Origin of the sequence: Dyella tabacisoli (assembly GCF_003350925.1) — a bacterium.
Lineage (GTDB): Bacteria > Pseudomonadota > Gammaproteobacteria > Xanthomonadales > Rhodanobacteraceae > Dyella_C > Dyella_C tabacisoli.
The window spans coordinates 278,262-300,081 of sequence record NZ_KZ857173.1 but is presented as its reverse complement, the minus strand read 5'-3'; the positions used below and the strand labels follow the sequence as shown (position 1 = coordinate 300,081).

Annotated in this window: 21 protein-coding genes and 1 pseudogene; 13 read left to right on the top strand and 9 right to left on the bottom strand. The window is 60.8% G+C overall.

Going from position 1 to position 21,820, the window contains the following annotated elements; all coding sequences use genetic code 11:
- The first annotated feature begins 144 nt into the window (after nucleotides 1–144).
- Complete coding sequence (gene rnk / locus DVJ77_RS01025; protein WP_114843607.1) at nucleotides 145–555, top strand: nucleoside diphosphate kinase regulator; 411 nt, start codon at nucleotides 145–147, stop codon at nucleotides 553–555.
- 2 nt (nucleotides 556–557) lie between these two features.
- Here the strand turns inward: rnk and DVJ77_RS01020 are convergent, their stop codons facing one another.
- The 3 genes from DVJ77_RS01020 to DVJ77_RS01010 all read right to left on the bottom strand — a co-directional run bounded on the left by DVJ77_RS01020 (nucleotide 558) and on the right by DVJ77_RS01010 (nucleotide 3,213).
- The gene (locus DVJ77_RS01020) at nucleotides 558–1,070 is read right to left on the bottom strand and encodes a hypothetical protein (RefSeq protein ID WP_114843606.1); all 513 of its coding nucleotides are present in this window, start codon (nucleotides 1,068–1,070) and stop codon (nucleotides 558–560) included.
- A gap of 63 nt (nucleotides 1,071–1,133) precedes the next feature.
- Complete coding sequence (locus tag DVJ77_RS01015) at nucleotides 1,134–1,757, bottom strand: phosphatase PAP2 family protein (protein ID WP_114843605.1); 624 nt, start codon at nucleotides 1,755–1,757, stop codon at nucleotides 1,134–1,136.
- Between the two features lie 103 nt (nucleotides 1,758–1,860).
- Nucleotides 1,861–3,213 carry an eCIS core domain-containing protein gene (locus tag DVJ77_RS01010; protein ID WP_225427705.1) on the bottom strand — a complete coding sequence of 451 codons (1,353 nt, stop codon included), beginning with the start codon at nucleotides 3,211–3,213 and terminating at the stop codon, nucleotides 1,861–1,863.
- Nucleotides 3,214–3,666: 453 nt separating this feature from the next.
- On the opposite strand from DVJ77_RS01010, the gene ligA reads away from it, so the two are divergent.
- From ligA to epmA, 3 genes and pseudogenes are all read left to right on the top strand, one after another.
- Nucleotides 3,667–6,051 carry an NAD-dependent DNA ligase LigA gene (gene ligA, locus DVJ77_RS01005; protein ID WP_114843603.1) on the top strand — a complete coding sequence of 795 codons (2,385 nt, stop codon included), beginning with the start codon at nucleotides 3,667–3,669 and terminating at the stop codon, nucleotides 6,049–6,051.
- Nucleotides 6,052–6,059: 8 nt separating this feature from the next.
- Nucleotides 6,060–6,374, top strand: a pseudogene (locus tag DVJ77_RS21355) (endonuclease domain-containing protein); the annotation flags it as partial.
- A 156-nt stretch (nucleotides 6,375–6,530) separates the two neighbouring features.
- The gene (gene epmA, locus DVJ77_RS01000; RefSeq protein WP_225427791.1) at nucleotides 6,531–7,493 is read left to right on the top strand and encodes an EF-P lysine aminoacylase EpmA; all 963 of its coding nucleotides are present in this window, start codon (nucleotides 6,531–6,533) and stop codon (nucleotides 7,491–7,493) included.
- Nucleotides 7,494–7,546: 53 nt separating this feature from the next.
- Here epmA and DVJ77_RS00995 read toward each other — a convergent pair whose 3' ends face one another.
- Together DVJ77_RS00995 and DVJ77_RS00990 are read right to left on the bottom strand one after the other, a co-directional pair.
- Nucleotides 7,547–8,800: a DUF4785 domain-containing protein gene (locus DVJ77_RS00995; RefSeq protein WP_225427704.1), complete on the bottom strand. Its 1,254-nt coding sequence runs from the start codon at nucleotides 8,798–8,800 to the stop codon at nucleotides 7,547–7,549.
- Nucleotides 8,801–8,805: 5 nt separating this feature from the next.
- Entirely contained in the window at nucleotides 8,806–9,666 is an 861-nt protein-coding gene (locus DVJ77_RS00990; RefSeq protein ID WP_114843601.1) for an alpha/beta hydrolase family protein, read from the bottom strand.
- Between the two features lie 231 nt (nucleotides 9,667–9,897).
- Here DVJ77_RS00990 and gloA2 point away from each other — a divergent pair, with 231 nt between their 5' ends.
- The gene (gene gloA2 / locus DVJ77_RS00985) at nucleotides 9,898–10,317 is read left to right on the top strand and encodes an SMU1112c/YaeR family gloxylase I-like metalloprotein (RefSeq protein ID WP_225427703.1); all 420 of its coding nucleotides are present in this window, start codon (nucleotides 9,898–9,900) and stop codon (nucleotides 10,315–10,317) included.
- Nucleotides 10,318–10,421: 104 nt separating this feature from the next.
- On the opposite strand, the gene aqpZ is transcribed toward gloA2, so the two are convergent.
- Nucleotides 10,422–11,138: an aquaporin Z gene (aqpZ, locus tag DVJ77_RS00980; protein WP_225427701.1), complete on the bottom strand. Its 717-nt coding sequence runs from the start codon at nucleotides 11,136–11,138 to the stop codon at nucleotides 10,422–10,424.
- A 186-nt stretch (nucleotides 11,139–11,324) separates the two neighbouring features.
- Between aqpZ and DVJ77_RS00975 the strand changes: the two genes are divergently transcribed.
- Nucleotides 11,325–12,641, top strand: a complete 1,317-nt coding sequence (locus DVJ77_RS00975; protein ID WP_114843599.1) for an MFS transporter — start codon at nucleotides 11,325–11,327, stop codon at nucleotides 12,639–12,641.
- Here DVJ77_RS00975 and DVJ77_RS00970 read toward each other — a convergent pair.
- Both DVJ77_RS00970 and sbcB read right to left on the bottom strand, forming a co-directional pair.
- Nucleotides 12,630–13,316, bottom strand: a complete 687-nt coding sequence (locus DVJ77_RS00970) for a DUF2461 domain-containing protein (RefSeq protein WP_114843598.1) — start codon at nucleotides 13,314–13,316, stop codon at nucleotides 12,630–12,632. The genes DVJ77_RS00975 and DVJ77_RS00970 overlap by 12 nt on opposite strands.
- A 15-nt stretch (nucleotides 13,317–13,331) precedes the next feature.
- Nucleotides 13,332–14,780 carry an exodeoxyribonuclease I gene (gene sbcB, locus DVJ77_RS00965; protein ID WP_114843597.1) on the bottom strand — a complete coding sequence of 483 codons (1,449 nt, stop codon included), beginning with the start codon at nucleotides 14,778–14,780 and terminating at the stop codon, nucleotides 13,332–13,334.
- 95 nt (nucleotides 14,781–14,875) lie between these two features.
- On the opposite strand from sbcB, the gene orn reads away from it, so the two are divergent.
- The 6 genes from orn (at nucleotide 14,876) to DVJ77_RS00935 (ending at nucleotide 20,109) form a co-directional block, all read left to right on the top strand.
- Nucleotides 14,876–15,433, top strand: a complete 558-nt coding sequence (gene orn, locus DVJ77_RS00960; RefSeq protein ID WP_114843596.1) for an oligoribonuclease — start codon at nucleotides 14,876–14,878, stop codon at nucleotides 15,431–15,433.
- Complete coding sequence (locus DVJ77_RS00955; protein ID WP_114843595.1) at nucleotides 15,430–16,059, top strand: YiiX family permuted papain-like enzyme; 630 nt, start codon at nucleotides 15,430–15,432, stop codon at nucleotides 16,057–16,059. The genes orn and DVJ77_RS00955 overlap by 4 nt, the downstream gene beginning before the upstream one ends.
- A 24-nt stretch (nucleotides 16,060–16,083) precedes the next feature.
- Nucleotides 16,084–16,992, top strand: coding sequence for a dihydropteroate synthase (gene folP / locus DVJ77_RS00950; protein ID WP_380037805.1), 909 nt, complete (start codon nucleotides 16,084–16,086; stop codon nucleotides 16,990–16,992).
- A 130-nt stretch (nucleotides 16,993–17,122) separates the two neighbouring features.
- The gene (gene glmM / locus DVJ77_RS00945) at nucleotides 17,123–18,481 is read left to right on the top strand and encodes a phosphoglucosamine mutase (protein WP_114843593.1); all 1,359 of its coding nucleotides are present in this window, start codon (nucleotides 17,123–17,125) and stop codon (nucleotides 18,479–18,481) included.
- 108 nt (nucleotides 18,482–18,589) lie between these two features.
- Entirely contained in the window at nucleotides 18,590–19,525 is a 936-nt protein-coding gene (locus DVJ77_RS00940) for an isopenicillin N synthase family dioxygenase (protein WP_114843592.1), read from the top strand.
- A gap of 80 nt (nucleotides 19,526–19,605) precedes the next feature.
- Nucleotides 19,606–20,109: a hypothetical protein gene (locus DVJ77_RS00935; RefSeq protein ID WP_114843591.1), complete on the top strand. Its 504-nt coding sequence runs from the start codon at nucleotides 19,606–19,608 to the stop codon at nucleotides 20,107–20,109.
- A gap of 15 nt (nucleotides 20,110–20,124) precedes the next feature.
- Here the strand turns inward: DVJ77_RS00935 and DVJ77_RS00930 are convergent, their stop codons facing one another.
- Complete coding sequence (locus tag DVJ77_RS00930) at nucleotides 20,125–20,931, bottom strand: SDR family NAD(P)-dependent oxidoreductase (RefSeq protein WP_114843590.1); 807 nt, start codon at nucleotides 20,929–20,931, stop codon at nucleotides 20,125–20,127.
- Nucleotides 20,932–21,060: 129 nt separating this feature from the next.
- On the opposite strand from DVJ77_RS00930, the gene tpiA reads away from it, so the two are divergent.
- Complete coding sequence (gene tpiA, locus DVJ77_RS00925; protein WP_114843589.1) at nucleotides 21,061–21,810, top strand: triose-phosphate isomerase; 750 nt, start codon at nucleotides 21,061–21,063, stop codon at nucleotides 21,808–21,810.
- The last annotated feature ends 10 nt before the right edge of the window (nucleotides 21,811–21,820 follow it).

The window sequence follows — 21,820 nt, the reverse complement described above, 5'->3', positions numbered from 1 at the left end:
CGGCTTGCTTTTCGGAGGCGACGACCCCAAAGTCTGTATTGTTTCGTTTTTGGTTTCAACTTCTATCGGCGCGCCGGGACAATAGTCTCGGCGCGCACTTTTTTGCAGCAAGCGCGTCCGCGCATCAAAGGGACAGGATTCGTCATGAGCATCAAGCCAACCATCGTTGTTTCCAGCGTCGATATGGACAGTATCGAGGCGCTGCTGGAGCGCATGCCGCCGGCCCAGGCCGATGGCTATGCCTCGCTGCGCGCGGAGTTGGATCGAGCCGATGTAGTCGAGCCGGCAGAGATGCCGCGCAATGTAGTGACGATGAATTCCACGGTTACCTTTGAAGACGAGAGCAACAATGAGCGGCTCACGCTGACCCTGGTTTACCCGGCCAACGCGGGTAAGCCCGGTACGGTATCCATTCTTGCGCCGGTAGGCAGCGCGCTGCTGGGCTTGCGCAAAGGCAAGCACATCGATTGGCCGACCCCCGACGGCAAGCACCGTCGTTTGCATGTACTGGATATCAGCCTGCCGGCAGAGACATCAGGGCATCCGCATCGCTGAGCTTAAGAGCGAACCTGCGCCGTGGCCGTAAAGTGCTCGCGGCACGTCTCAAGCAGTGCCGCCAGGGCCGGTGTAGGCATGCCGGCGAAGGCCGGCAGCATGTACCCACCCGGGATACGGCGCCGGCCGCTCGATTCGGTGACTTGGTAGGCGACATAGGGGCGGCCGATATTCACGACGCCGAACTGTTCGATATGCTGCCAAACGGTAACCACGGTTTTGCGTTTGCTCAGGGGCCTGCTGAGCGTAAAGCCGGTCTCGTCGATCTGCAGTGTTATCGGGTACAGCAAGCCGAGCACAAAGAGCAGCGTTAACAGCGCAAACAACAGGGTGCCGACCAATGCCGGCCATTCCTTGTTGTGCATATACATCCATAGCGATATCGCGGCAAACATCGCGGACATCAGGATGCCGCCGATGAATATGCCGCGACTGGTGCGCAAGGTCAGTGGGAGTTCGAAGGCGATATCGCCGTCAGTTGTATTGCTTAGGTTCGATGAGCTGTCGTTTTCCATTCGCGCATTTTAGCCACGGCTTGCGCGGCACAGCGTTTCCGCCTTTAAGGGCGTGCGGTTCAATCAATCGAAACGGTGCACGAAGCCGATTTTGAAACCGCCGGGCAGCACACTGAGAATCAACGGCGACTGGCGATGTTCTGCCCATATACCCACCCCGACACCGATAGCTGCGCCGACCAGGACATCGCTTTGCCAGTGACCATGCGTTTTCATGCGTGCTACGGCGTCGTAGGCTGGCAACAGGGCCAGGGCATAGACCACCGGGTGATCGTCACCATAGGCGAGCATGATCGGTGTGACCGCCGCGGAGATGGTGGCGACCTCGCCACTGGGGAAGCTTTGCGCGTGGATGCCTTTGAAGAACTTGTTCGGGTTGTCGGTTTGCGACGGGCGTTCACGCTGGAAGGTCCATTTCATGGCCTGCGCGCCCGCACTGGCGATAACTATCGAGTCCACTGAACGCCAAAGGGTATCGCCCAGCTTGTCGTTATCGCCCAAGGCCAGGGCGCCACCGGCGACTGACAACACCGTGCCATACAGCAAGATCTGCTGATCGCTGCGTTTCCAGATGCCGCTATTGTCGTAGTGGAGGCGATGGTCAATGCCGAATGGGCCGCCGCCGGCATAGGCTGCAGTCGAGCCCAGAGTTAGAAGCAGAAGCGCTGCGAATCGTCGATTGCGCATGATTTGCCCTCCCCATCTCTGCAGGATTCTGCGCCGTTGTGCCGCTCGATACCATAGCTACCTAATTTGAGTCGTTCGCCAGGCCAGCCCGGCTGGGTCGGGTTCAGGGTGGAGTTGCGCTCCTACCGGAGGCCGTCGGTGGCGGTGGCGGATTGGCCGAACCGGATGTGCTCGGGGTAGAAGGCGTGCCGGCCGGTTTGTCGATGGCGTCGAAGAACTTCTCAAGCATGGTTTTCAGGTTTTGCACCTCGTTGGTGAAAAGTTGAATGGTCCCCAGGCTGTTGGGCTGCGGGAATAGACTGCGAATGGTTCGATCGACCTTATCGCCATAGGCGTCGGCGATCACATTATTGGTGACCGTTTTCAAACCCTCGGCTGTGCTGGAACGTTGTTTGGCAAATTTTTCCTCGACCATATCGTCTGGCGTGGCATTGGCGAAAGCGCGGATTTTTGCATCCGTGTCGATGATGGTTGGCGTGGTGTATGGGCTGGCTGTTGTCGCTGCTGCGCGCAGGGTTTTATCGCCGAACTTCACCAGCGCCACGACTTGCCCGACTATCGTGGCGCGCTCGGCCGAAGCGGTGGTGATCGATTGCTGTTTTGCTTTATCCAATGAGTCCAGCGTATCGGAGGCCGGTGTACTACCCGAGGCATCGGCCACGCGACCGATCGCGATGCGTGCGTGCATAAGCTCATGTAGCAGGGTTACGGCGACTGTGCGATGACGTCTCTCTTTATCATCCTTGAGCGGTTGTAAGAGGGTGACTTCTTCGGGGGTAGGTTTCGCGTCGGGATTGAGTCGAATGGTAATCAGCTTGACCGCCGGCGCGGTGGCGGTGGCGGCCGAAACATCGGTGGTGATGGTACTGCCGCGTATCGAGCCGCTCGGGTCGAGTGTCTTGTCGAACGAGATGTTGATTTGCCAATCGGTCTTGGTGCCGCCCGTAGGGCGCGAGCTCCAAGCCAGGGTTTGGTTGCCATAGAGATCGCTACCTTGCGCCAACTTGGAAATTTCCTTGTTCGGCGTGGTGTCTAGGGCCTGTACGCGTTGTTTGATTTTGCCGGCGTCCCAAAAGCGGTTGGCAACAGCGATAGGGGGCGTGGGATCGCGCATCAGCATCTGCGGGCCGAGCTGCGCCGATTGGGTGACGTGGGCCAGCTCATGGGCCAGTAAGGCACGACCTTGGGTGGTGTGGGGCGCGTAGGCGCCGGCAGCGAAGGCGATGCGATGGCCGAGGGTATAGGCGTTGGCGTTAAGACTTTCAGCCGATTGTGCCGCGCTTGCATCGTCGTGAATGCGGACCTGGGCAAAGTCATGCTGCAAGCGTGGCTCAAAGAACGCCCGCGCGGCCGGGTCCAGTGGCCGGCCGTTACCGGCCAGGGCAGCGGTGACGCCAGCGGGTATGGCAGGGGTAGGCGCGATTACTTCGGCCGCTGGTGCACTGCCCGAAACCAAGTGAGCGATTTGCGAGGCTTGGCGCTCGGCGGGATGGTCCGGCGGGGCGATCCGCAGCGGCTCCTGAAGAGCATGGATCGGACTTCTTTTAAAGGCTTGCGGTTGCCGAGGATCGTCGGGCGGGAAGGCCGGGACTTCAGAGAGATCTCTGGACAGAATAGGCGCCAGGCGAGCCTCAGGATTTATCTCAGGCGTGCGGTACTCATCGGGCGCGGTTCGCAAGACCGTGCGTTGCCGGGCAGCGGGACGACCCGTCTGGACACGATCAGAGCCACTTTTAACTGTGGCCCCCCTGCTCGGCGGAGCAAACATGGCAGCGCACCTCTGGATGGAAGCACCGAACCCCGCCGCGAAAGCTAGCACGATGCCTGGCTGCTTGCCCGGATAACCCCGGTCGACAATCGCTCAAGTCGGCGGCTGAATCGCTAAACTTCGCGCAGACGAGGAGATCGCATGAGCCCACACCCGACCGATGCCGATAGCCAGCGCGCCGCTGCGCTGCGTACGAGTATCGAACATGCCAATTATCGCTATCACGTACTCGATGACCCGGACATCACCGACGCCGAATACGATCGCCTGCTGCGTGAGCTCGAAGCGCTGGAGCAGGCGCACCCCGAGTTGGCGACAGCCGATTCACCGACCCGTCGTGTCGGCGCGCGTGCGCAGGGCGGTTTCGCCGAAGTGCGTCACGCGCGGCCAATGCTGTCGCTGGGCAATGCTTTTGAGCAAGTCGGCGACACCGATCGCGAACGCTTCCATGAGGTCGCCGAGTTTGAGCGGCGCGTCGAGCAGACGCTGGACCGGCGCGAGCCGGTGTTTTCGGTCGAGCCCAAACTCGACGGCCTGGCGATCAGCTTGCGCTATGAGGATGGAATCTTCGTGCAAGGCGCAACACGTGGCGACGGTGAAACCGGTGAAGACGTCACCGCGAACTTGCGCACGGTGCGCGCGATTCCGTTACGGCTGCGTGGCAAAGGCTGGCCGCAGGTGCTGGAAGTGCGTGGCGAAGTCATCATGCTGCGCAAAGATTTTGAGGCGTTCAATGCACGTGCCCGTGCCGCCGATGAAAAGACCTTGGCCAATCCACGCAATGGCGCCGCCGGCTCGCTACGGCAACTGGACCCGGCGATTACCGCGAAGCGCAAGCTGAGCTTTTTCGCTTACGCGGTGGGGGTGGTGGAGGGCGGAGAGCTGCCTTCGACCCATTCGCAAACGCTTAAACAGTTGCGTGACTGGGGCTTTCCGGTATCGCCGGAAGCCGGCACGGCCAGCGGTTTTGCGGGGCTGATCGCGTATTACCAGCGCATTGGGGCCAAGCGCGATGCCTTGCCTTATGACATCGACGGCGTGGTCTACAAGCTGGACGACTATGCCGGCCAGCGTGAACTGGGTTTTGTCTCGCGCGCGCCACGCTGGGCGATTGCGCATAAATTTCCGGCACAAGAACAGACCACCACGGTCGAGGCCATTGAAATTCAGATCGGCCGCACCGGCGCGGCGACACCGGTGGCGCGTTTGGCGCCGGTGCCAGTGGCCGGGGTCATCGTGACCAACGCGACCTTGCACAACGCCGATCAAGTGGCCCGCCTGGATGTGCGCATTGGCGATACGGTGATTGTCCGGCGCGCCGGCGATGTGATCCCCGAGGTGGTGCGGGTCATGCCCGAACAGCGCCCCGCCCATGCCACACCATGGACGATGCCGACACATTGTCCAGTCTGTGGCTCGGCCTTGCTGCGCGAAGAAGGAGCTGCGGCGTGGCGTTGTTCCGGCGGCCTGGTTTGCGCGGCCCAGCGCAAAGAAGCGTTGATCCACTTTGCCGCGCGGCGCGCGATGGACATCGATGGCCTCGGCGAGCGCTTCGTCGATGCCTTGGTGGATTTCGGTTACGTGCATACGCCGGCCGACTTGTATCGACTGAGCCTGGATGATTTTCTTGAAATGAAACGTCGTGCCGATGAGCACGATGGCAGCACCCCGGAGACGGTCAAGGCCGGCAAAATCGCCACCAAATGGGCGGAAAACCTGATCGAGGCGATTACGGCGAGCAAGCGCACCACGCTGCCGCGCTTTCTGTTCGGGCTGGGCATCATGCATATCGGCGAGAGCACCGCTAAAACCCTGGCGGCATGGTTGGGCGGACTCGACTTCGTGCGGAACACGCCAGAGCCCATTTTGCGCGTGCTGCCGGATATCGGTGGCGAGGTGGCCAGTTCGATTGCCGGTTTCTTTGCGCAGGCGGGCAATCAACAAGTAGTCGATGCGCTGCTGGCGGCAGGTATCAGCTTCAGCGATGAAACCATGCCCTCGCCGAAATTGCGCGGCAAGCTGGATCTGGCGGTACTGCTGGACATGGTGAAGGTCAGCAAGCTCGGTCCCAAGAGCACGCAGTTGCTGGCCCAGTATTACCCGACGCTGCAGTCGCTGATCGACGCCGGCTCGGCGCAATGGATTGTGGCCGGCTTGCCGCAGGCCGCCGCGATGCATCTGGCCACCTATCTCGCCGATGCATCCACGCTTGGGCCATTGCGCGAGGCAGAGGCTGCCATGCACACATTGTTGGCAGCGATTCCGCAGGCGGCCGCTGCCGTCGGCGCGCCGCTGGAAGGCAAGACGATTGTGTTGACCGGCACCTTGCCTACGCTTAGCCGCGATGAGGCGAAGGAGCGTTTGGAGGCATTAGGCGCCAAGGTATCGGGGTCGGTCTCCAAAAAGACCAGCTTCGTCGTTGCCGGCGAGGCCGCCGGCTCCAAGTTGGACAAGGCGCAAGAGCTGGGCGTAGAAGTCTGGGATGAAGCCCGCCTGCTTGAGCTGTTGGCCGAGCATGAAGGCTAGAGGCAACGATGACGTTACTCCCTCTCCCCCGGCTACGCCGGGGGAGAGGGTTGGGTGAGGGGGCAGGTATGACGGAATACGCGAAGGAATTGCGTAGAAACCAGACGGACGCCGAAGCAAAGCTTTGGTCGTACCTACGTGCCGATCAACTGGGCCACAAGTTTCGCCGTCAGTATCGAGTAGAGGGCTATATTGCTGACTTTTGTTGCGTCGCTCAGCGGCTGATTGTCGAGCTTGATGGTAGCCAGCATGTCGAGCAGCACCATTATAATCAGCAACGAACAGATCGTTTGCAGGCCGCAGGCCTTCGCGTACTGCGCTTCTGGAACAATGACGTCTTGCTGCGTACAGATGATGTGCTTGAAGCGATTGTGCGAGAGCTCGGCGAAGAGCTTCCCCCTCACCCCAGCCCTCTCCCCCGGCGTAGCCGGGGGAGAGGGAGACAAGCCAGCGCGTTAGCGTCATTGGATGCAATCGTTATGCAACACCCCGTCTCATTACCGCGGCAATTGCAATTACGCGCACGCCTTTACGCGCTTATCCGCGCATTTTTTGCCGAGCGCAACGTGCTTGAGGTAGAGACGCCGATCTTGTCGGCATCGGGCAATACCGACCCGAACATCGAGAGTTTCAGCACCGTGTTCAGCGGCCATGTGGATGCGGGTGCGCGCGAACGCTGGTTGCGTACGTCGCCGGAATATCCGCTCAAGCGTTTGCTCGCCGCAGGTATTGGCGATTGCTACGAGTTGGGGCGAGTGTTCCGTAACGGTGAGGCCGGTGGCAGACACAATCCTGAATTCAGCATGCTTGAGTGGTATCGCGTCGGCTGGGATCACCGTCAGTTGATGGAGGAAACCATCGCCTTGGTCGAGGCTGCGCTGGCCATGATGGGGCGGCGTGCCGAGGTGGTGATCGAAAGCTATCGCCAGTTGTTTCTTGATGAGCTGGGCTTGGACCCGATGCATGCCAGTCTCGACGAATTGCGTGCGCCATTGGCGGAATATGCGATCGACGCCAGCGATCTTGGCCGTGACGATTGGCTGGATTTATTGATTACGCATAAGTTGCAGCCGGCATTTCCGCGCGACCGCATCACGCTGATTCACGACTACCCGGCCAGCCAATGTGCGCTGGCGCGAATCCGTGCGGGTGAGCCGCCCATGGCTGAGCGCTTCGAGTTGTATCTGGGGCCTTACGAATTGGCCAACGGTTATCACGAGTTGAACGATGCCGCCGAGCAGCGCCGACGCTTCGAACGCGACAATACGCTGCGCCGTGCGCGCGGGCTGCGGGAGATTCCAATGGATGAGCCGCTGCTTAGCGTGCTCGATGCCATGCCCGATTGCGCCGGGGTAGCGCTGGGGGTGGAGCGTTTATTGATGTGTCTGGCTGGCACAGATGCCATTGCCGATGTATTGGCATTTCCCTTCGTAACGGCATGATGCACAAGCATGCTGGTTGATGGGCCATCCATGGCCCATCAAGATCGTTGCGTCTACAGCGTGAAGCGCAGGGCTATCGCACGCCGTTCGACCAAGCCCATCGCTGGCTGGTCTTGCAGGCGCAAGTCATGCAGTTCATAGGGCGGCGCCAGGTTGCGGGTACTTTTGGCATCGAAATGCAAGCCTATCTGCCCGGTACCTGGTGCCAGCCACGCGGCGGATTGTGCATAAGCGCCCGGATGCATTTGGCCGTCGGCGCCGCGTCCATACAGCACACCGGATACGGCGTAACGGCTGGCATTTTTAGCATCGACCGCCAAGGCGATTTCTACGCCGCCATCGCTGGCTCGCCGTGGTTCGGCTGCGCCGGTAAAGCGCGCGTTGGGCGCGGCTACGGCGAATGTGCTGGTGACATCGCGGCGTACGTCCTGACCCTTGGCATCGGTGCCAAGGGTGAAGCTTTGCACCTCCCATAGCCCTGGGTTGGCAACCTCTTTGCTGGGTGTGGCGGTCGCGACAAAACGACCGTCGGCCTGCTGTTGAAAACGCAGCAGCGTGGTGTCGCCATTGGGTGCGCGTAGGTAGCCGCCTGCGGTATGCAAGCGAGTTGGCGTATCGCCCTCCTGCAGGCTCAGCGTCACCTGGATGCTGTTGCCCAGCAGCAGTTCGGCACGATTGGTATGTGCCTCCAGGCTGAGTGTGCTTTGCGGCTCGTATACCTGCACGACGTAGCGTCCGCGTGCATGGGCGGCTTTGAGGGTGGCGTGCCCGGCACCGAGTTCGGGGCGCAGTTGCATCGCTACCGAAGCGTCGGCGACATCCATGCCGGCGGCCTTGAGTGCGTCGGCATCGGCGATATGACCGGCCGCGGCATTGCCGTTCAAGGTTTGACCGCCGAGCTGTAGTTGTACATCGGCAGCGTTAACCTGGCCGCTGCCTTGGCCTGGGCTGAGTCGAATGATGGCCCCAGGCGCACTTAAGGGTAGTTCGACGCCGCGTTGCAGATCGCCGCTGGTGACATCGGTCCAATATTCGCGGCTACGTTGGCTGGCGGGTTGCGGCGTGGCTTCGAGAGTGGCGTTGGAATCGAGCGCCCAACTGACCTGGATGGGTTGATGCTCGACATGAATCTGCGGCGCGGACGCGGCGCCGGCGATGGTTACGCTAGCCATCGCTGTCGTGCGTGGGCGGGTCAGGGTAGGGACCAGGTCATCGGATTGCGGTGGCAACAGGTTTTCGCTGGCGGCCAGGGCGGACATCGACACGCTGCCGGCGAGCAGCGCCAGGGTGAGAGTACGGATACGCATAGCGCTTACCCCTTCTTGATGTCGTTGCCGAGAATGGATTGCAGCCCGAAGCAGGCGCGGCGGCTTTGGTTGTGATTCAACACGGCGCCGTGATCGGTGAGCTGAGTATCTTGGAACCACACGCTGCCGGCGGCCGATGCACTGGTGCAGTTGATAAAGCCATCAGAGCAGCTATCGAGCCAGTTTTGCGTGATAGCCAGGCCCACGCTTTGCGCATAGCCACCGCAGTAGCTGTCGCCGTTCCAGATGGCGGCGGCCACGTCGCTGCCGTAGGCGTCGCGAAACGGCGTAGGCAGGGCCGGCCGACCGCTGGTGCCGAGTAGATTTTGCTGGTTGTAGGTGGCCATCCAGCCGGTTTGCTGCTGGCGTACGGCATCGTTTTTATAGCCGAGCAGCCAGCCGAGCGAAGTCTCAAAGACATTGCCGTTGATGACGGCATCGGCCAATGGCGTGCCGGCACTGGACGGCGCGATGGCATTGACGCGGGTGATGCGGCTGATGATGTTGGGATAGCGCGCGTCATAAGTTGGATTGGAAAGAATCCAGCGCATGACATTGCCGCCGTTGGAATGGGTGATGACGATCAGTTTGTCGATGTTGCGCGCGGCAATGAAATCGGTTAACTGCTGAGCCAGGCAGCCGGCGGCGCGGTTGTCCCACATGTACTGGGTGAAATCGCAATTGACCACCAGCAGATTGTTGCTATCGCTGAGGCCGCTGCGGACGCCGGCGAGCATGTCCGCTTGCCAGTAGTTGTTCGCCGCGTCGGTCTGATTGCCGGTGCCATGCACCAGCGCGACCCCTGTCGCTGCCTGGGCCACACTGGTGGCCACGCTTAATGCCAACATTAAAATGAAACGTCGCATGCCGTAATCCTCCGTGGTTGTGCATGGCGTGGTGCCCATGCACCTGCAGATGGCGCCGTCCTGCGACGGCACCGATGATGCCGACAGTCCGTGTGCTTCCCCCTGGTGGAGTCTGTGGCCGCCGGACACTAACAAGCCGATTGAGCAGGCGACGTGAAATCCATGCGCGGCCGTATCGATCGGCCGTGGCGGTGGGGTTATGCTGCAACGCCTTGATTTGCCGCACCTGAGATGTCTATGAGCAAGCCCTTGCTGTCTGCGATTCATCACGTAGCGTTGATCTGCTCGGACTATCCGCGCTCGAAGGCCTTCTATACGCAAACGTTGGGTTTGCGCGTGGTACGCGAGGTTTATCGGGAGGCGCGTGGGTCGTGGAAATGCGACCTGGAAGTAAGCCCCGGCGTGCAATTGGAGCTGTTCTCGTTTCCGAATCCGCCGCCGCGTCCGTCACGACCGGAAGCGCAGGGCCTGCGGCACCTGGCGTTTGCCGTGCCGGATGTGGATGCCGTGGTGGGGGTATTACAGCAGCGCGGGGTTGCCTGTGAGGCGGTGCGTATCGATGAATACACCGGTCGCCGCTTCACTTTTTTTGCCGACCCCGATGGTTTGCCGATTGAATTGTATGAAAGCGATGCTGCGGTTGCTGTCTGAGAGCCACGTCTTTCGCAAATCCTTACCCCTTCCCAGCCGAGCCAAAAGCTCGCCTCATTCAAACTCCCTCCCCTGCTCGCAGGGGAGGGTTGGGGAGGGGGGCTCTAGTCTTTGCTTTCGAGCAAATGACGATAGATCAAACCACCCACCACGCCACCGATCAGCGGAATCAGCCAGAACAACCACAACTGCTCTAGCGCCCAGGAGCCCTGGAATATCGCCACGCCGGTGCTGCGAGCCGGGTTTACCGAGGTATTGGTGACTGGAATGCTGATTAAGTGGATCAAGGTAAGCGCAAGGCCGATGGCCAGCGGTGCGAAACCGGCTGGTGCACGCTTATCGGTAGCACCGTGGATCACAATCAGGAAAAACGCGGTGAGCACCAGTTCGATCAGGATCGCTGCGTGCATCGAATAGCCACCCACGCCGTTTACTGCGCTCGGTGAATGTGCCCCATAGCCATTCGAGGCGAAGCCGGCGCTGGCGTCGAAGCCCGCTTTGCCGCTGGCGATTAGATACAACACGCCGCCGGCAGCGATGCCGCCAATGACCTGGGCCACGATGTATGGCAGAACGTCTTTGGCCGGAAAACGGCCGCCTGCGCATAGGCCCACAGTGACGGCTGGGTTGAAATGTCCGCCGGAAATATGGCCGACGGCATAAGCCATGGTGACGACAGTGAGGCCGAAGGCGAGTGCGACGCCTACAAAGCCAATACCCAGAGTTGGGAAGCCGGCAGCGATGACCGCACTGCCGCAACCACCAAAGACCAACCAGAACGTACCGAAGAATTCGGCCGTGAAACGCTTGCCCATGCTCATCGAAAGTCTCCTTTAGACGGATGAAATGGAATGCCGGAAAAGATTTACGTACCCCCGACGTATGGGCATCCAGTCCCAAGCGCGTCGCTAGGCTAACAAAACCACGAGGCTTTGAAACGCCCTGTGTATAAGAGGTGCCTTGGTGTATGTTCGTGGTTCCTCCAGCTAATGCTTCAGGTTTCACGCATGACGCAAGCCGCAACGCTGACAACGTCACCTGCAAGTTCTGTCCGATCGCTTTCGCGTCATGATGTGAAAACCCTGTCGTTGGCCGCCTTGGGCGGTGCGTTGGAGTTTTACGATTTCGTGGTGTTCGTGTTTTTCGCGATACCGCTGAGTACATTGTTCTTTCCGCACACCACGGCGCCATGGCTGGCTCAATTGCAGACCTATGGCATCTTTGCCGCGGGTTATCTGGCGCGTCCCCTGGGCGGCATCGTGATGGCCCATTTCGGCGACCGGCTGGGGCGCAAGCGCATGTTTACGCTTAGCGTATTTTTGATGGCTTTGCCGACCTTGGCGATCGGCTTGCTGCCGGTTTACGACCAGGTCGGCTTGCTGGCACCGCTATTGCTGCTGCTGATGCGGGTAGTGCAAGGCATTGCGATTGGCGGTGAGGTGCCCGGCGCCTGGGTTTTCGTGGCCGAACACGCACCGGCCGGACGGGTGGGCTTCGCCTGCGCCAGTCTTACGTCCGGGCTTACCGTAGGTATTTTGATCGGCTCGCTGACCGCTACGTGGATCAACCACCATTGGCCGCCAGCCGATGTGCTGAGCTGGGGCTGGCGTGTGCCCTTTCTGCTCGGTGGCGTCTTTGGTTTTGTCGCCGTATGGCTGCGTCGCTGGCTTAGCGAAACGCCGGTGTTTACCGCAATGCGCGAGCGCAAGGAATTAAGCCGAGAACTGCCCTTGCGCACGGTGCTGGCCGAGCATCGCCAAGCGGTGCTGTTGTCGATGCTGGTGACCTGGATGCTTACTGCGGCGATCCTGGTGTTGATTCTGATGTTGCCCAATCTGCTGCAAAAGCAGTTTCATCTCGACAAGAACACGGCATTTCTCGGCAACAGCTATGCAGCGTTTGCACTTTGCCTGGGCTGCTTGGCCTATGGCTGGCTGGTGGATCGTATCGGCGAGCGGATGGCGCTGTTATGGGGTTCGCTCGCCTTGATCGCGGGTACCTATGCGTTGTTTGGCGATCTTGCCAACGGCGGTACGTACTTTCTGTGGCTATACCCGCTGCTGGGCTTTCTGGTCGGTGTAGTCGGTGTGATTCCGACCGTGATGGTGACCGCGTTCCCCGCACCGATTCGTTATTCTGGCTTGTCGTTTGCCTATAACGTCGCCTACGCGGTGTTCGGCGCCAGCACGGCTACCTTGATCGACTACATGGCTGAGCGGGTAGGGCGCATGGCACCGGCGCACTACGTGGCGATCACCGCGCTTATCAGTACCTTGGTGGCGGCCTATTTGTTGGTTAAACCGCGCCAACAGTCAGAACTCTAGCTCCTGCGCCGCACACAGGTAATCGACTAACGGCGCGGTGCGCTTGAAGGTGGTGACGATCCACGGCAACAGCTCGGTAGAGCAGGCCAGCGCCTCGTCAAAGCCTTCGCCGACGGCGAAATCCTTGCGTTTGATGTCCTCGATCAATTCATGGGTCGGATCGAAACCACGCGGCGGGCGGCTTAGTGACTCGCCCCAGAAAGTAAGGTGCTCACGAAAGACCTTGCTCTGCGTGGCTCGTTTCCATGCCGCCGGGTTATCGGCGAGAAAATCGCGGATGCGTTTGAGTGCATCGGATTCGGGATGCCACATGCCGCCGCCGGCGAAGCAGTCGCCCGGTTGAATGTGCACGTAGAACGAGGGGGCGGGTATCTCGTGGCGGCGTTCGTGAAAGAAACGTGAGCCTTGCCAGGGTTTATAGGGTTGTTTGTCGTTGGAGAAGCGGGTGTCGCGATGGATGCGGAACAGCGAGCCGCCATTTTTGCGTGGGTCGGCGCGGTAGTGCGGGCTGATCTTTTCCAGCGGCGCTTTGAGGTCGGTGATAAGTGCCAGGAAAGGCTCGCGCACATGGCGTTCGTAATCGTCCTTGTGCTCGTGAAACCACTCACGGCTATTGTTACGATCAAGCGCGCGCAAGAAACGGAAAGTCGCTGGTGAGAAGTAGCTTGTTGGCATAGGTCCGCTGGGTCCTTAGACAGTAAGAGGAGTGACCTCGGCGGCGAGTTGCTCGCCCCAGGCCTGTAGCTGATCGAGCAGGGCGAGCTTGCCCTGTGCGGCGGGATCGCCACGTAATTCTGCGATACGGGCGAAATATTCGTCCAAGGTCAATCCGCCGAGTGCGCCGGGTTTAAGCAGGCGGTCGCGACAGAAGGCTTGCCAGCGGATGCGTTCATCGGCATCGAGTGTCTCCGGCCAATTGCGTGCGCGGTAGCGGAACAGCAACTCGGGATAACGCAGGTCGCGGAACGGAAAGCTGCGTTGACCCAGTTGGGCCGGGGGCGTGGCGCGCACTTCGGTCAACAGGCGTTTGTCGGCATCGGGCAGAAAGCCGCCGTATAAGGCCAGCTCGGGATCCTCCGCCGGTGGAAACTCGCTGGCGCGCTGGAATACGCGGCGGAGTTTTTCGGCCAGGCCATCGGTAGCGGCGAGCATGTCACGATGGGCCATGCAGCGATCGAGATCGATTTGCAATCGCGCCATGTCCACGCCCTTCAACACCGATAGCGGCGCCAATGCCGGTGCCCGGTTGGCTCGTACCGTGCGTAGCGGAATGCGTTCGACGCCTTCGGGCAAGTCGGCGCGGGCCGTGAATACGCGGTCGGCGATGTCGTCTTCGTCCAGCGCCAGCAGTTCGCTTGGATCGGTGGCCAGGTCATAGACGATGACTTCGCCGGGGCGGCTTGGATGCGGCGCCAGCGGTGCGATCACGGCCAGGCAATGACGACTGGCCGGATAGCGCGAGGACACATGCACCAGTGGCGTCATGCCGACCACGTCAAGCAACTCGAACACCTTCTGTTTGCGGCGCAGGCTGAAGTACCAGTCCCATAGCCGGGGCTGGCGCACGCGGATCAATCGGGCCAGATCGATCAAGGCATGAACGTCGGAGAGGGCATCATGCGCGCGTTCTTGCTGCAGATGATTTGCCGTGGCCAGGTGTTCGAGCTTGAAGCTGGGCGAGCCGTCTTCACGGGTCGGCCATGCGATGCCTTCCGGCCGCAGCGCCTGGCACATGCGGACCAGGTCGATCAGATCCCAGCGCGAATTACCGTTTTCCCATTCACGGCCATAGGGCTCATAGAAATTGCGGTACAGCAGTTGGCGAGTCACTTCGTCGTCGAAACGCAACGAGTTATAGCCAACTCCGCAGGTGCCTGGCATCGCTAGTTGTTCGTGCACGAGGGCGGCGAACTCGGCCTCATTCACGCCTTCGCGTTCGGCCTGTTGTGGCGTAATGCCGGTAATCATGCAGGCGTCGGGGTGCGGCGGCATCTCGTGCGGCGGCTTGCCGAAGAACATCACCGGCTCGCCGATGATTTCCAGCTCCATGGTGGTGCGGATACCGGCAAATTGCACGGGCCGGTCACGCCGTGTGTCGGCGCCGAAAGTTTCGTAGTCGTGCCAGAAAAAAGTCTGCATGGGCGAATCATCGCATGATGCCTGGGCGTCAATCGCATGAGTCAATCGCATGATGCTTAGTCAGCAACTGCTAGACTTGCCCGCCAGGAGGGCGCATGAGCCAATCGCACGACGACAACTTGATCTGGATTGATCTGGAAATGACCGGCCTCGACACCGATGCCGATTCGATTCTGGAGATCGCCACGATCGTCACCGACAAAGATTTGCTGATACTGGCCGAAGGGCCGGTATTTGCGATACGACATCCCTTGGACCGGCTGGAAGGGATGGATTCGTGGAACCGTAATCAGCATCGCAAGTCCGGTTTATGGGATCAGGTGCTGACGTCCACCGACGACCACGCCAAAGCCGAGCAGGCGACCCTGGATTTTCTCAGGCGCTGGGTGCCGGCCGGCAAGTCACCGATGTGCGGCAACTCGATTTGTCAGGATCGCCGCTTCATGCATCGGCAGATGCCGCGCCTTGAGCGTTATTTCCATTACCGCAACCTCGATGTGTCCACGCTTAAAGAGCTGGCACGACGCTGGTCGCCGGCGGTGGGCAAGGGCTTTAATAAGGATTCGGCGCATACCGCGCTGTCCGATATCCGCGACTCCGTCGAGGAGCTGCGCTATTACCGCGAACACATGGGTGAGCTGGGCGGCCTATGAGCCGGCTCTCGCCCGCTGCGTTGTGGCGTGGCGCGATCTGCGCGCTGTGTTGGCCCCCGCTGCTGGCGCACGCGGCGCAGCCTGTCCGGTTGAACGACGGCGATCTGATCTTCCAGACCTCCACCTCGGCGCAAAGCGTGGCCATTCAACAGGCCACCGCTTCGCGCTGGAGTCATATGGGGGTGATCGTCTATCGCAACGGCAAGCCGTATGTGCTGGAGGCCGAGGCGCAAGTACGCTACACGCCGCTGGCGCCATGGATTGCCCGTGGCAAGGATGGCCGCTATGCCGTGCGCCGATTGCGCGAACATGCGTCGATCGACACCGATGCGGCTCATGCCCGGCTGCGCGAGACCGCCAGTGGAATGCTTGGGCGGTCTTACGACAGCACCTTCGAATGGTCCGATCAACGCCTGTATTGTTCGGAGCTGGCCTGGAAACTGTATCAACGCAGCTATGGCATCGCATTGGCGCCCTTGTCGCGGCTGCGCGATTTCAAGCTGGACAGCGCCGTGGTGCAGGCCAAGATGCTTGAGCGCTATCACGGTAAGCCGCCGCTGGACGAGCCGGTGATCGCCCCCGATGCGATTTACCGTTCGTCGTTGCTCATCACGGTGGTCGAGTAGTCATTACTTGTCGAGAGATTAGGCATGCCCATGGATCTGTTTGCCCCTGTTCTTGATTGCGCCGGCCGTAAGCTGGTGCTGGATCGCCCTCGTGTGGTCGGCATTCTCAATGTCACCCCCGATTCGTTCTCCGATGGCGGCATCCATGCCAGCGTGGAGGCGGCCGTGGCGCATGGCTTGCGCATGGCGCAAGAGGGCGCCGACATGCTCGACGTCGGTGGTGAATCGACACGCCCTGGGTCCGCCGAGGTATCGCTTGAAGAAGAGCTGCGCCGGGTGTTGCCGGTGATCGAGCAACTGGCGGCGCGCACGACCCTGCCGATCGCCATCGATACCTCCAAATCTGAAGTGATGCGTGCCGCCGTCGCCGCCGGCGCAGGCATGATTAACGATGTCTATGCTTTGCGTCGCGAGGGCGCCATGGATGCGGCCGCCGCGCTAGGCGTGCCGGTTTGCCTGATGCATATGCAGGGTGAGCCGCGCAGTATGCAAAGCGAGCCGCACTACGACGATGTGGTCGGCGAGGTGCATCGCTTTCTCACCGATCGCCTGTTTGCCTGCGAGCTGTCGGGCATCGATAAGCGCCAAGTGCTGGTCGATCCAGGGTTCGGTTTTGGCAAGAGTCTGGAGCACAATCTGGCCCTGCTGCGCGCGCTGGAGCGCTTTGCCAATCTCGGCAGCGGTGTTTATGCGGGGCTGTCGCGCAAGTCGATGATCGGTACTTTGACCGGTCGAACCGAGCCGACTGACCGTGTAGCCGGGTCAGTCGCCGCCACGCTGATTGCCGTGCAACGCGGTGCGCGCATGGTGCGGGTTCACGACGTCGCCGCCACGGTGGATGCGCTGGCCGTATGGCATGCGGTGCAGGCCGGCGACACCCCGCCGCGGCGAGACGACCGCCCGGCCGCTCCGCGCTGGCCGGACGACGAATAAACACACCGCTCAAACTCGCCGTATCAGCGGCCAGGCCAGGCGTTATGCTTGGCGCACGCCTTTCCCTGCGCGAGCCGCCGGAAGATTCGACAGGCTCTAAAACAGGCGCTAAGAAGCTAAGGATTCATTGATGACGCAACGCAAATATTTCGGCACCGATGGTATCCGTGGCCTGGTCGGACAATGGCCGATCAGTGCTGATTTCATGCTGCGTCTGGGCCGTGCCGTGGGTGTCGTGCTAGGGCAGCAAGCCAGCGGCAAGGGACGCCCGCTGGTGTTGATCGGCAAAGACACTCGCGTATCCGGTTATATGTTCGAGTCGGCGCTGGAGGCTGGCTTGGTTGCCGCCGGGGTGGACGTCGGCCTGCTTGGGCCGATGCCGACACCGGCCGTGGCCTTGTTGACGCGCTCGCTGCGCGCGCAGGCCGGTATCGTCATCAGCGCATCGCATAACCCGCATCACGACAATGGCATCAAGTTTTTCTCGGCCCATGGCGAGAAACTGTCCGATGCGATCGAGCAGGCGATTGAGCGCGAAATCGATGCGGACTTCGTCACGGTATCTTCCGAACAGCTTGGCAAGGCCACTCGCATCAGCGACGCGGCCACCCGCTATGTCGAATTCTGCAAAGCGACCGTGGCCGAAGATTTCAGCCTGCACGGCGTCAAATTGGTGCTGGACTGCGCCCATGGCGCGACCTACCAGGTGGCGCCCAAGGTTTTCACCGAGCTGGGTGCCGACGTTGGGGTGATCGGCAACCGGCCCGATGGTTTCAATATCAACCGCGAGGTCGGCTCCACCCATCCGCAGGCGCTGCAGCAGGCGGTGCTGGAACAGCATGCCGATCTTGGTATCGCTTTCGATGGCGACGGTGATCGCGTGCTGCTGGTCGATCGCCATGGCGTGCTGGCCGATGGCGACGACATTCTCTACGTGCTGGCCCGTAGCTGGCATGCGCGGGGGCTGTTGAAGGGGCCGGTGATCGGCACCTTGATGAGCAACTATGGCTTGCAGTTGGCGCTCGATGAGCTGCAGGTACCGTTGATCCGCGCCAATGTGGGCGACCGCTATGTGCTGCAGCAATTGCGTCAGCACCATGGCGTGCTGGGTGGCGAAACTTCGGGGCATATTCTGTGCCTGGATCGGGCCACCACCGGTGACGGCATCGTTGCCGCGCTGGCTGTCCTGGAGGCCTTGATGCTTGCCGGCCAGGATCTCGCCGATGCGCGGCAAGGCCTGCATAAGCTGCCGCAAATCATGCTCAACGTACGGGCGGCAGGCGCGCGCAAAGCGCTGGATAGTGACGCAGTGCACGAGGCGCTGGCCGAGGTCGAGCGTGTACTGCACGGCCGTGGTCGCGTGGTGCTGCGGGCCTCGGGCACCGAGCCGCTGGTACGCGTGACCGTAGAGGCCGCCGATGCGACTGAAGTGCGGCAGTTGGCAGAGAGGCTGGCAGAAGTCGTAAAATCCGTCGCCGAACGCTCGTGAACCTGTAGTAACGCGAACTCTCGCTTAGGTCGCCATGGATTGGCCCGACGTGCTCCACCCTTGCGGTGGTGGATATTCATTGACCGCACGCCTACCCATGGACAAGTTATGAAAAAGGTTCCTACTCTCGATATCCGTCGCTACGACACCGATCGCGCGGCCTTCGTGGCTGAGCTTGGCGCGGCCTACCGTGAATACGGCTTCTGCGGCATCAGCGGTCACGGCATTTCGCGTGAGCTGATCGATGGCGCTTATGACGTATTCCAGCGCTTCTTTGCGCTGCCGACCGAAACCAAAATGAAGTACCACCTTGCCGGCAGCGGCGGTGCGCGTGGCTACACGCCGTTCAAAGTGGAAACGGCAAAAGACAGCAAGTACGCCGATTTGAAAGAGTTCTGGCATGTGGGACGCGAGATCGCGCGCGACTCCAAATTCGCTGATGTGATGCCGCCCAATCTGTGGCCCACCGAAATCCCCGACTTCAAGTCATACGGCTATGGGTTGTTCGATGCATTGGATCAGCTTGGCACCCGCGTGCTGCGCGCGCTGGCACTGCATATCGACTTGCCCGAGAACTATTTCGAAGACAAGACCGAGGTCGGCAATTCCATCTTGCGGCCGATTCATTACCCGCCGATTACCGAGGACAATGTGCCCAACGTGCGGGCCGGCGCGCACGAGGACATCAACTTCATTACCTTGCTCGTCGGTGCCAGCGCCGAAGGTTTGGAGGTGCTGACTCGCGAGGGCGAGTGGCTGCCGATCACTACCGAAGGCGATGCCATCGTAGTGAATATCGGTGATATGCTGCAGCGCCTGACCAACCACGTGTATCCATCGACCACGCATCGCGTAGTGAATCCACAAAACGAGAACGCGCGTAAGCCGCGTTACTCGGTGCCATATTTCCTGCATCCGAACCCGGATGTGGTGCTGGACCCGCTGCCGCAATGCATCACGGCGGAAAACCCCAGCCGCTACGACACCTCGATCACCTCGCACGAATATTTGATGCAGCGTTTGCGCGAGATCAAATTGATTTGATCTTGGCTGCATGACTTCCGGTCGGTGTTGATCGGCCGGAAGTCGGCTAACGTTTGCACTCCTGCTATGGAGTGCCGCCCATGCGCGTCGCGTTCGCCTTTTCGTTTGCCGTGATCGTGGCAGGCAGTTGCCTTGCGATGGCTGCTGAGCCTGCGCCTTCACCCATGCGTTCGCTGGACTATTTTGTCGGCGATTGGACTTGCTCCGGCGTATTCCCGACCAGCGGCAAGCGCATTACTTCACAGATGCGATATGAGCATGATCTGCAGGACGCAGCCTTGCTCAAACATCATGACGACACCTTGCCGCCCGCCCGTTATCACGCCATTGAAGCCTGGGGTTATGACGGCAAGGCACAGCGATTCAATGCGACCATTCTGGATAATTTCGGCGGCGCGCGGCGTTTCAGTTCGGACGGCTGGAAGCAGAATCAATGGACCTGGACGTCGGCGGCGGAGCTACAGCCGGCGCAGCGCTTCGTCTACGTCCGGCTCGACCAGCATAGCTATCGCGTGGACTGGGAAATGGCACGCAACGGCGCCGATTTCGTGGTCGGCGATACCTTGACCTGTACGCGCCAATGATTCGGCTCTCGACAGTTATTCCAGCTTGCGAAAACGCCGCGATTGACGCGCGGACAACCATAGCGAGAGTCGATCGGGCATTAGCTTTACCAGGGTCTTGATGATGCGGTTGACCCGGCCGGTGACATAAACCACCTTGCCGTATTCCACCGCGTCGATACCTTGGTGCACGACCTCTTCGGCGGTTTGCCACATCAACCCCGGCAACTTGTTCATCATGTCGCGCGAGCCGGTGACATCGTGAAATTCTGACCAGGTGAAGCCAGGGCAGAGTGCGCAGACGTTGACGCCCAGATGCCGGTTTTCCAGCGCTAACGACTGCGAGAACTTCACCAGATAAGCCTTCGACGCGCTGTATAGCGTGTGTCCCACCGAGCCCGGTACATGAGCGGCCAGTGAGGCCACATTAATGATGCGTCCGTAGCCATGCTCACGCATCGCCGGCAACAGGCGCCAAGCCAGTTCGGTCGGCGCCGTCATCAATACCTGGATGAAATCGGCATGCGCCGTCCAGCTATTGGATTCGAACGTACCGGGAACACCGTAGCCGGCATTGTTGATAAGCCAATCCACGTGCAAGCCGCGTTGGGCAAGCGCGTCGCACAGTTGCTGCGGCGCGGCAGGGTCGGCCAAGTCATTGGGCAGCACGGTGACCGTGGCGTTATGTTTGCGGCGCAGCTCGTCGGCCAGGGTTTCCAGCCGCTCCACCCGCCGTGCCGTCAGCACCAGATCGTGACCGCGCGCGGCCAGCGCACGTGCAAAGGCAGCGCCGATACCTGCCGAAGCCCCGGTAATCAAGCTGAGCGGACGTATAGGGGGCATAGCAATCTCTGGTAACCGACAAGGGCTGTGATCTTTGCAGGGAGTTGCCTGTTGCGCTAGCACACTATCGTTGCCGCTATGGTGTCGTCTCGCTAAGCTTGTCTGCTTTGATCGCGTTGGATGTTAGGCATGCGTAAGAAACTCGTCGCCGGTAATTGGAAGATGCATGGCAGCCACTCGATGGCCGCCGCACTGGTGGGCGACATCGTTGCCAAAATGCCGCCGATGGTCGACGTCGTGGTGTTTCCGCCGCTGCCATATGTAACGGCGTTGGCGGCAAAACATGCTGGATCAGGGCTTGGCTTCGGTGCCCAGGACGTCAGCGAGCACGAGGGGCAGGGTGCCTATACCGGCGAGGTATCGGCTGCCATGCTGGCCGATGCCGGTATGGATTGGGCCTTGGTCGGCCACTCCGAACGCCGCCAGTATCACGGTGAGAGCGACGCCCAGGTCGCCCGCAAATTCGCCGCGGCCCGCGCCGGCGGCCTTACTCCGATTCTTTGTGTGGGGGAGACCTTGGCCGAGCGCGATGCGGGCCAGACCGAGGCCGTGATAGCCCGTCAACTCAAGGCTGTGCTTGAAATCAATGGCATTGCCAGCTTTGACACGGCGGTGATCGCATACGAGCCGGTATGGGCGATTGGCACCGGGCGAACCGCGACCCCGGAGCAGGCCCAGCAAGTGCATGCCTTTATCCGTAGCCAACTCGAAAAAGAAGATGCTATGATTGCCCGTCTGACCCGGCTGCTTTACGGCGGCAGCGTCAAGCCGGCGAACGCTTCAGCATTGTTCGCGCAGCCGGACGTAGACGGGGGATTGATCGGCGGCGCCTCTTTGGAGCCAGACGATTTCCTCGGAATCTGCGCCGCGGCGCATTGAGCGCAACAGA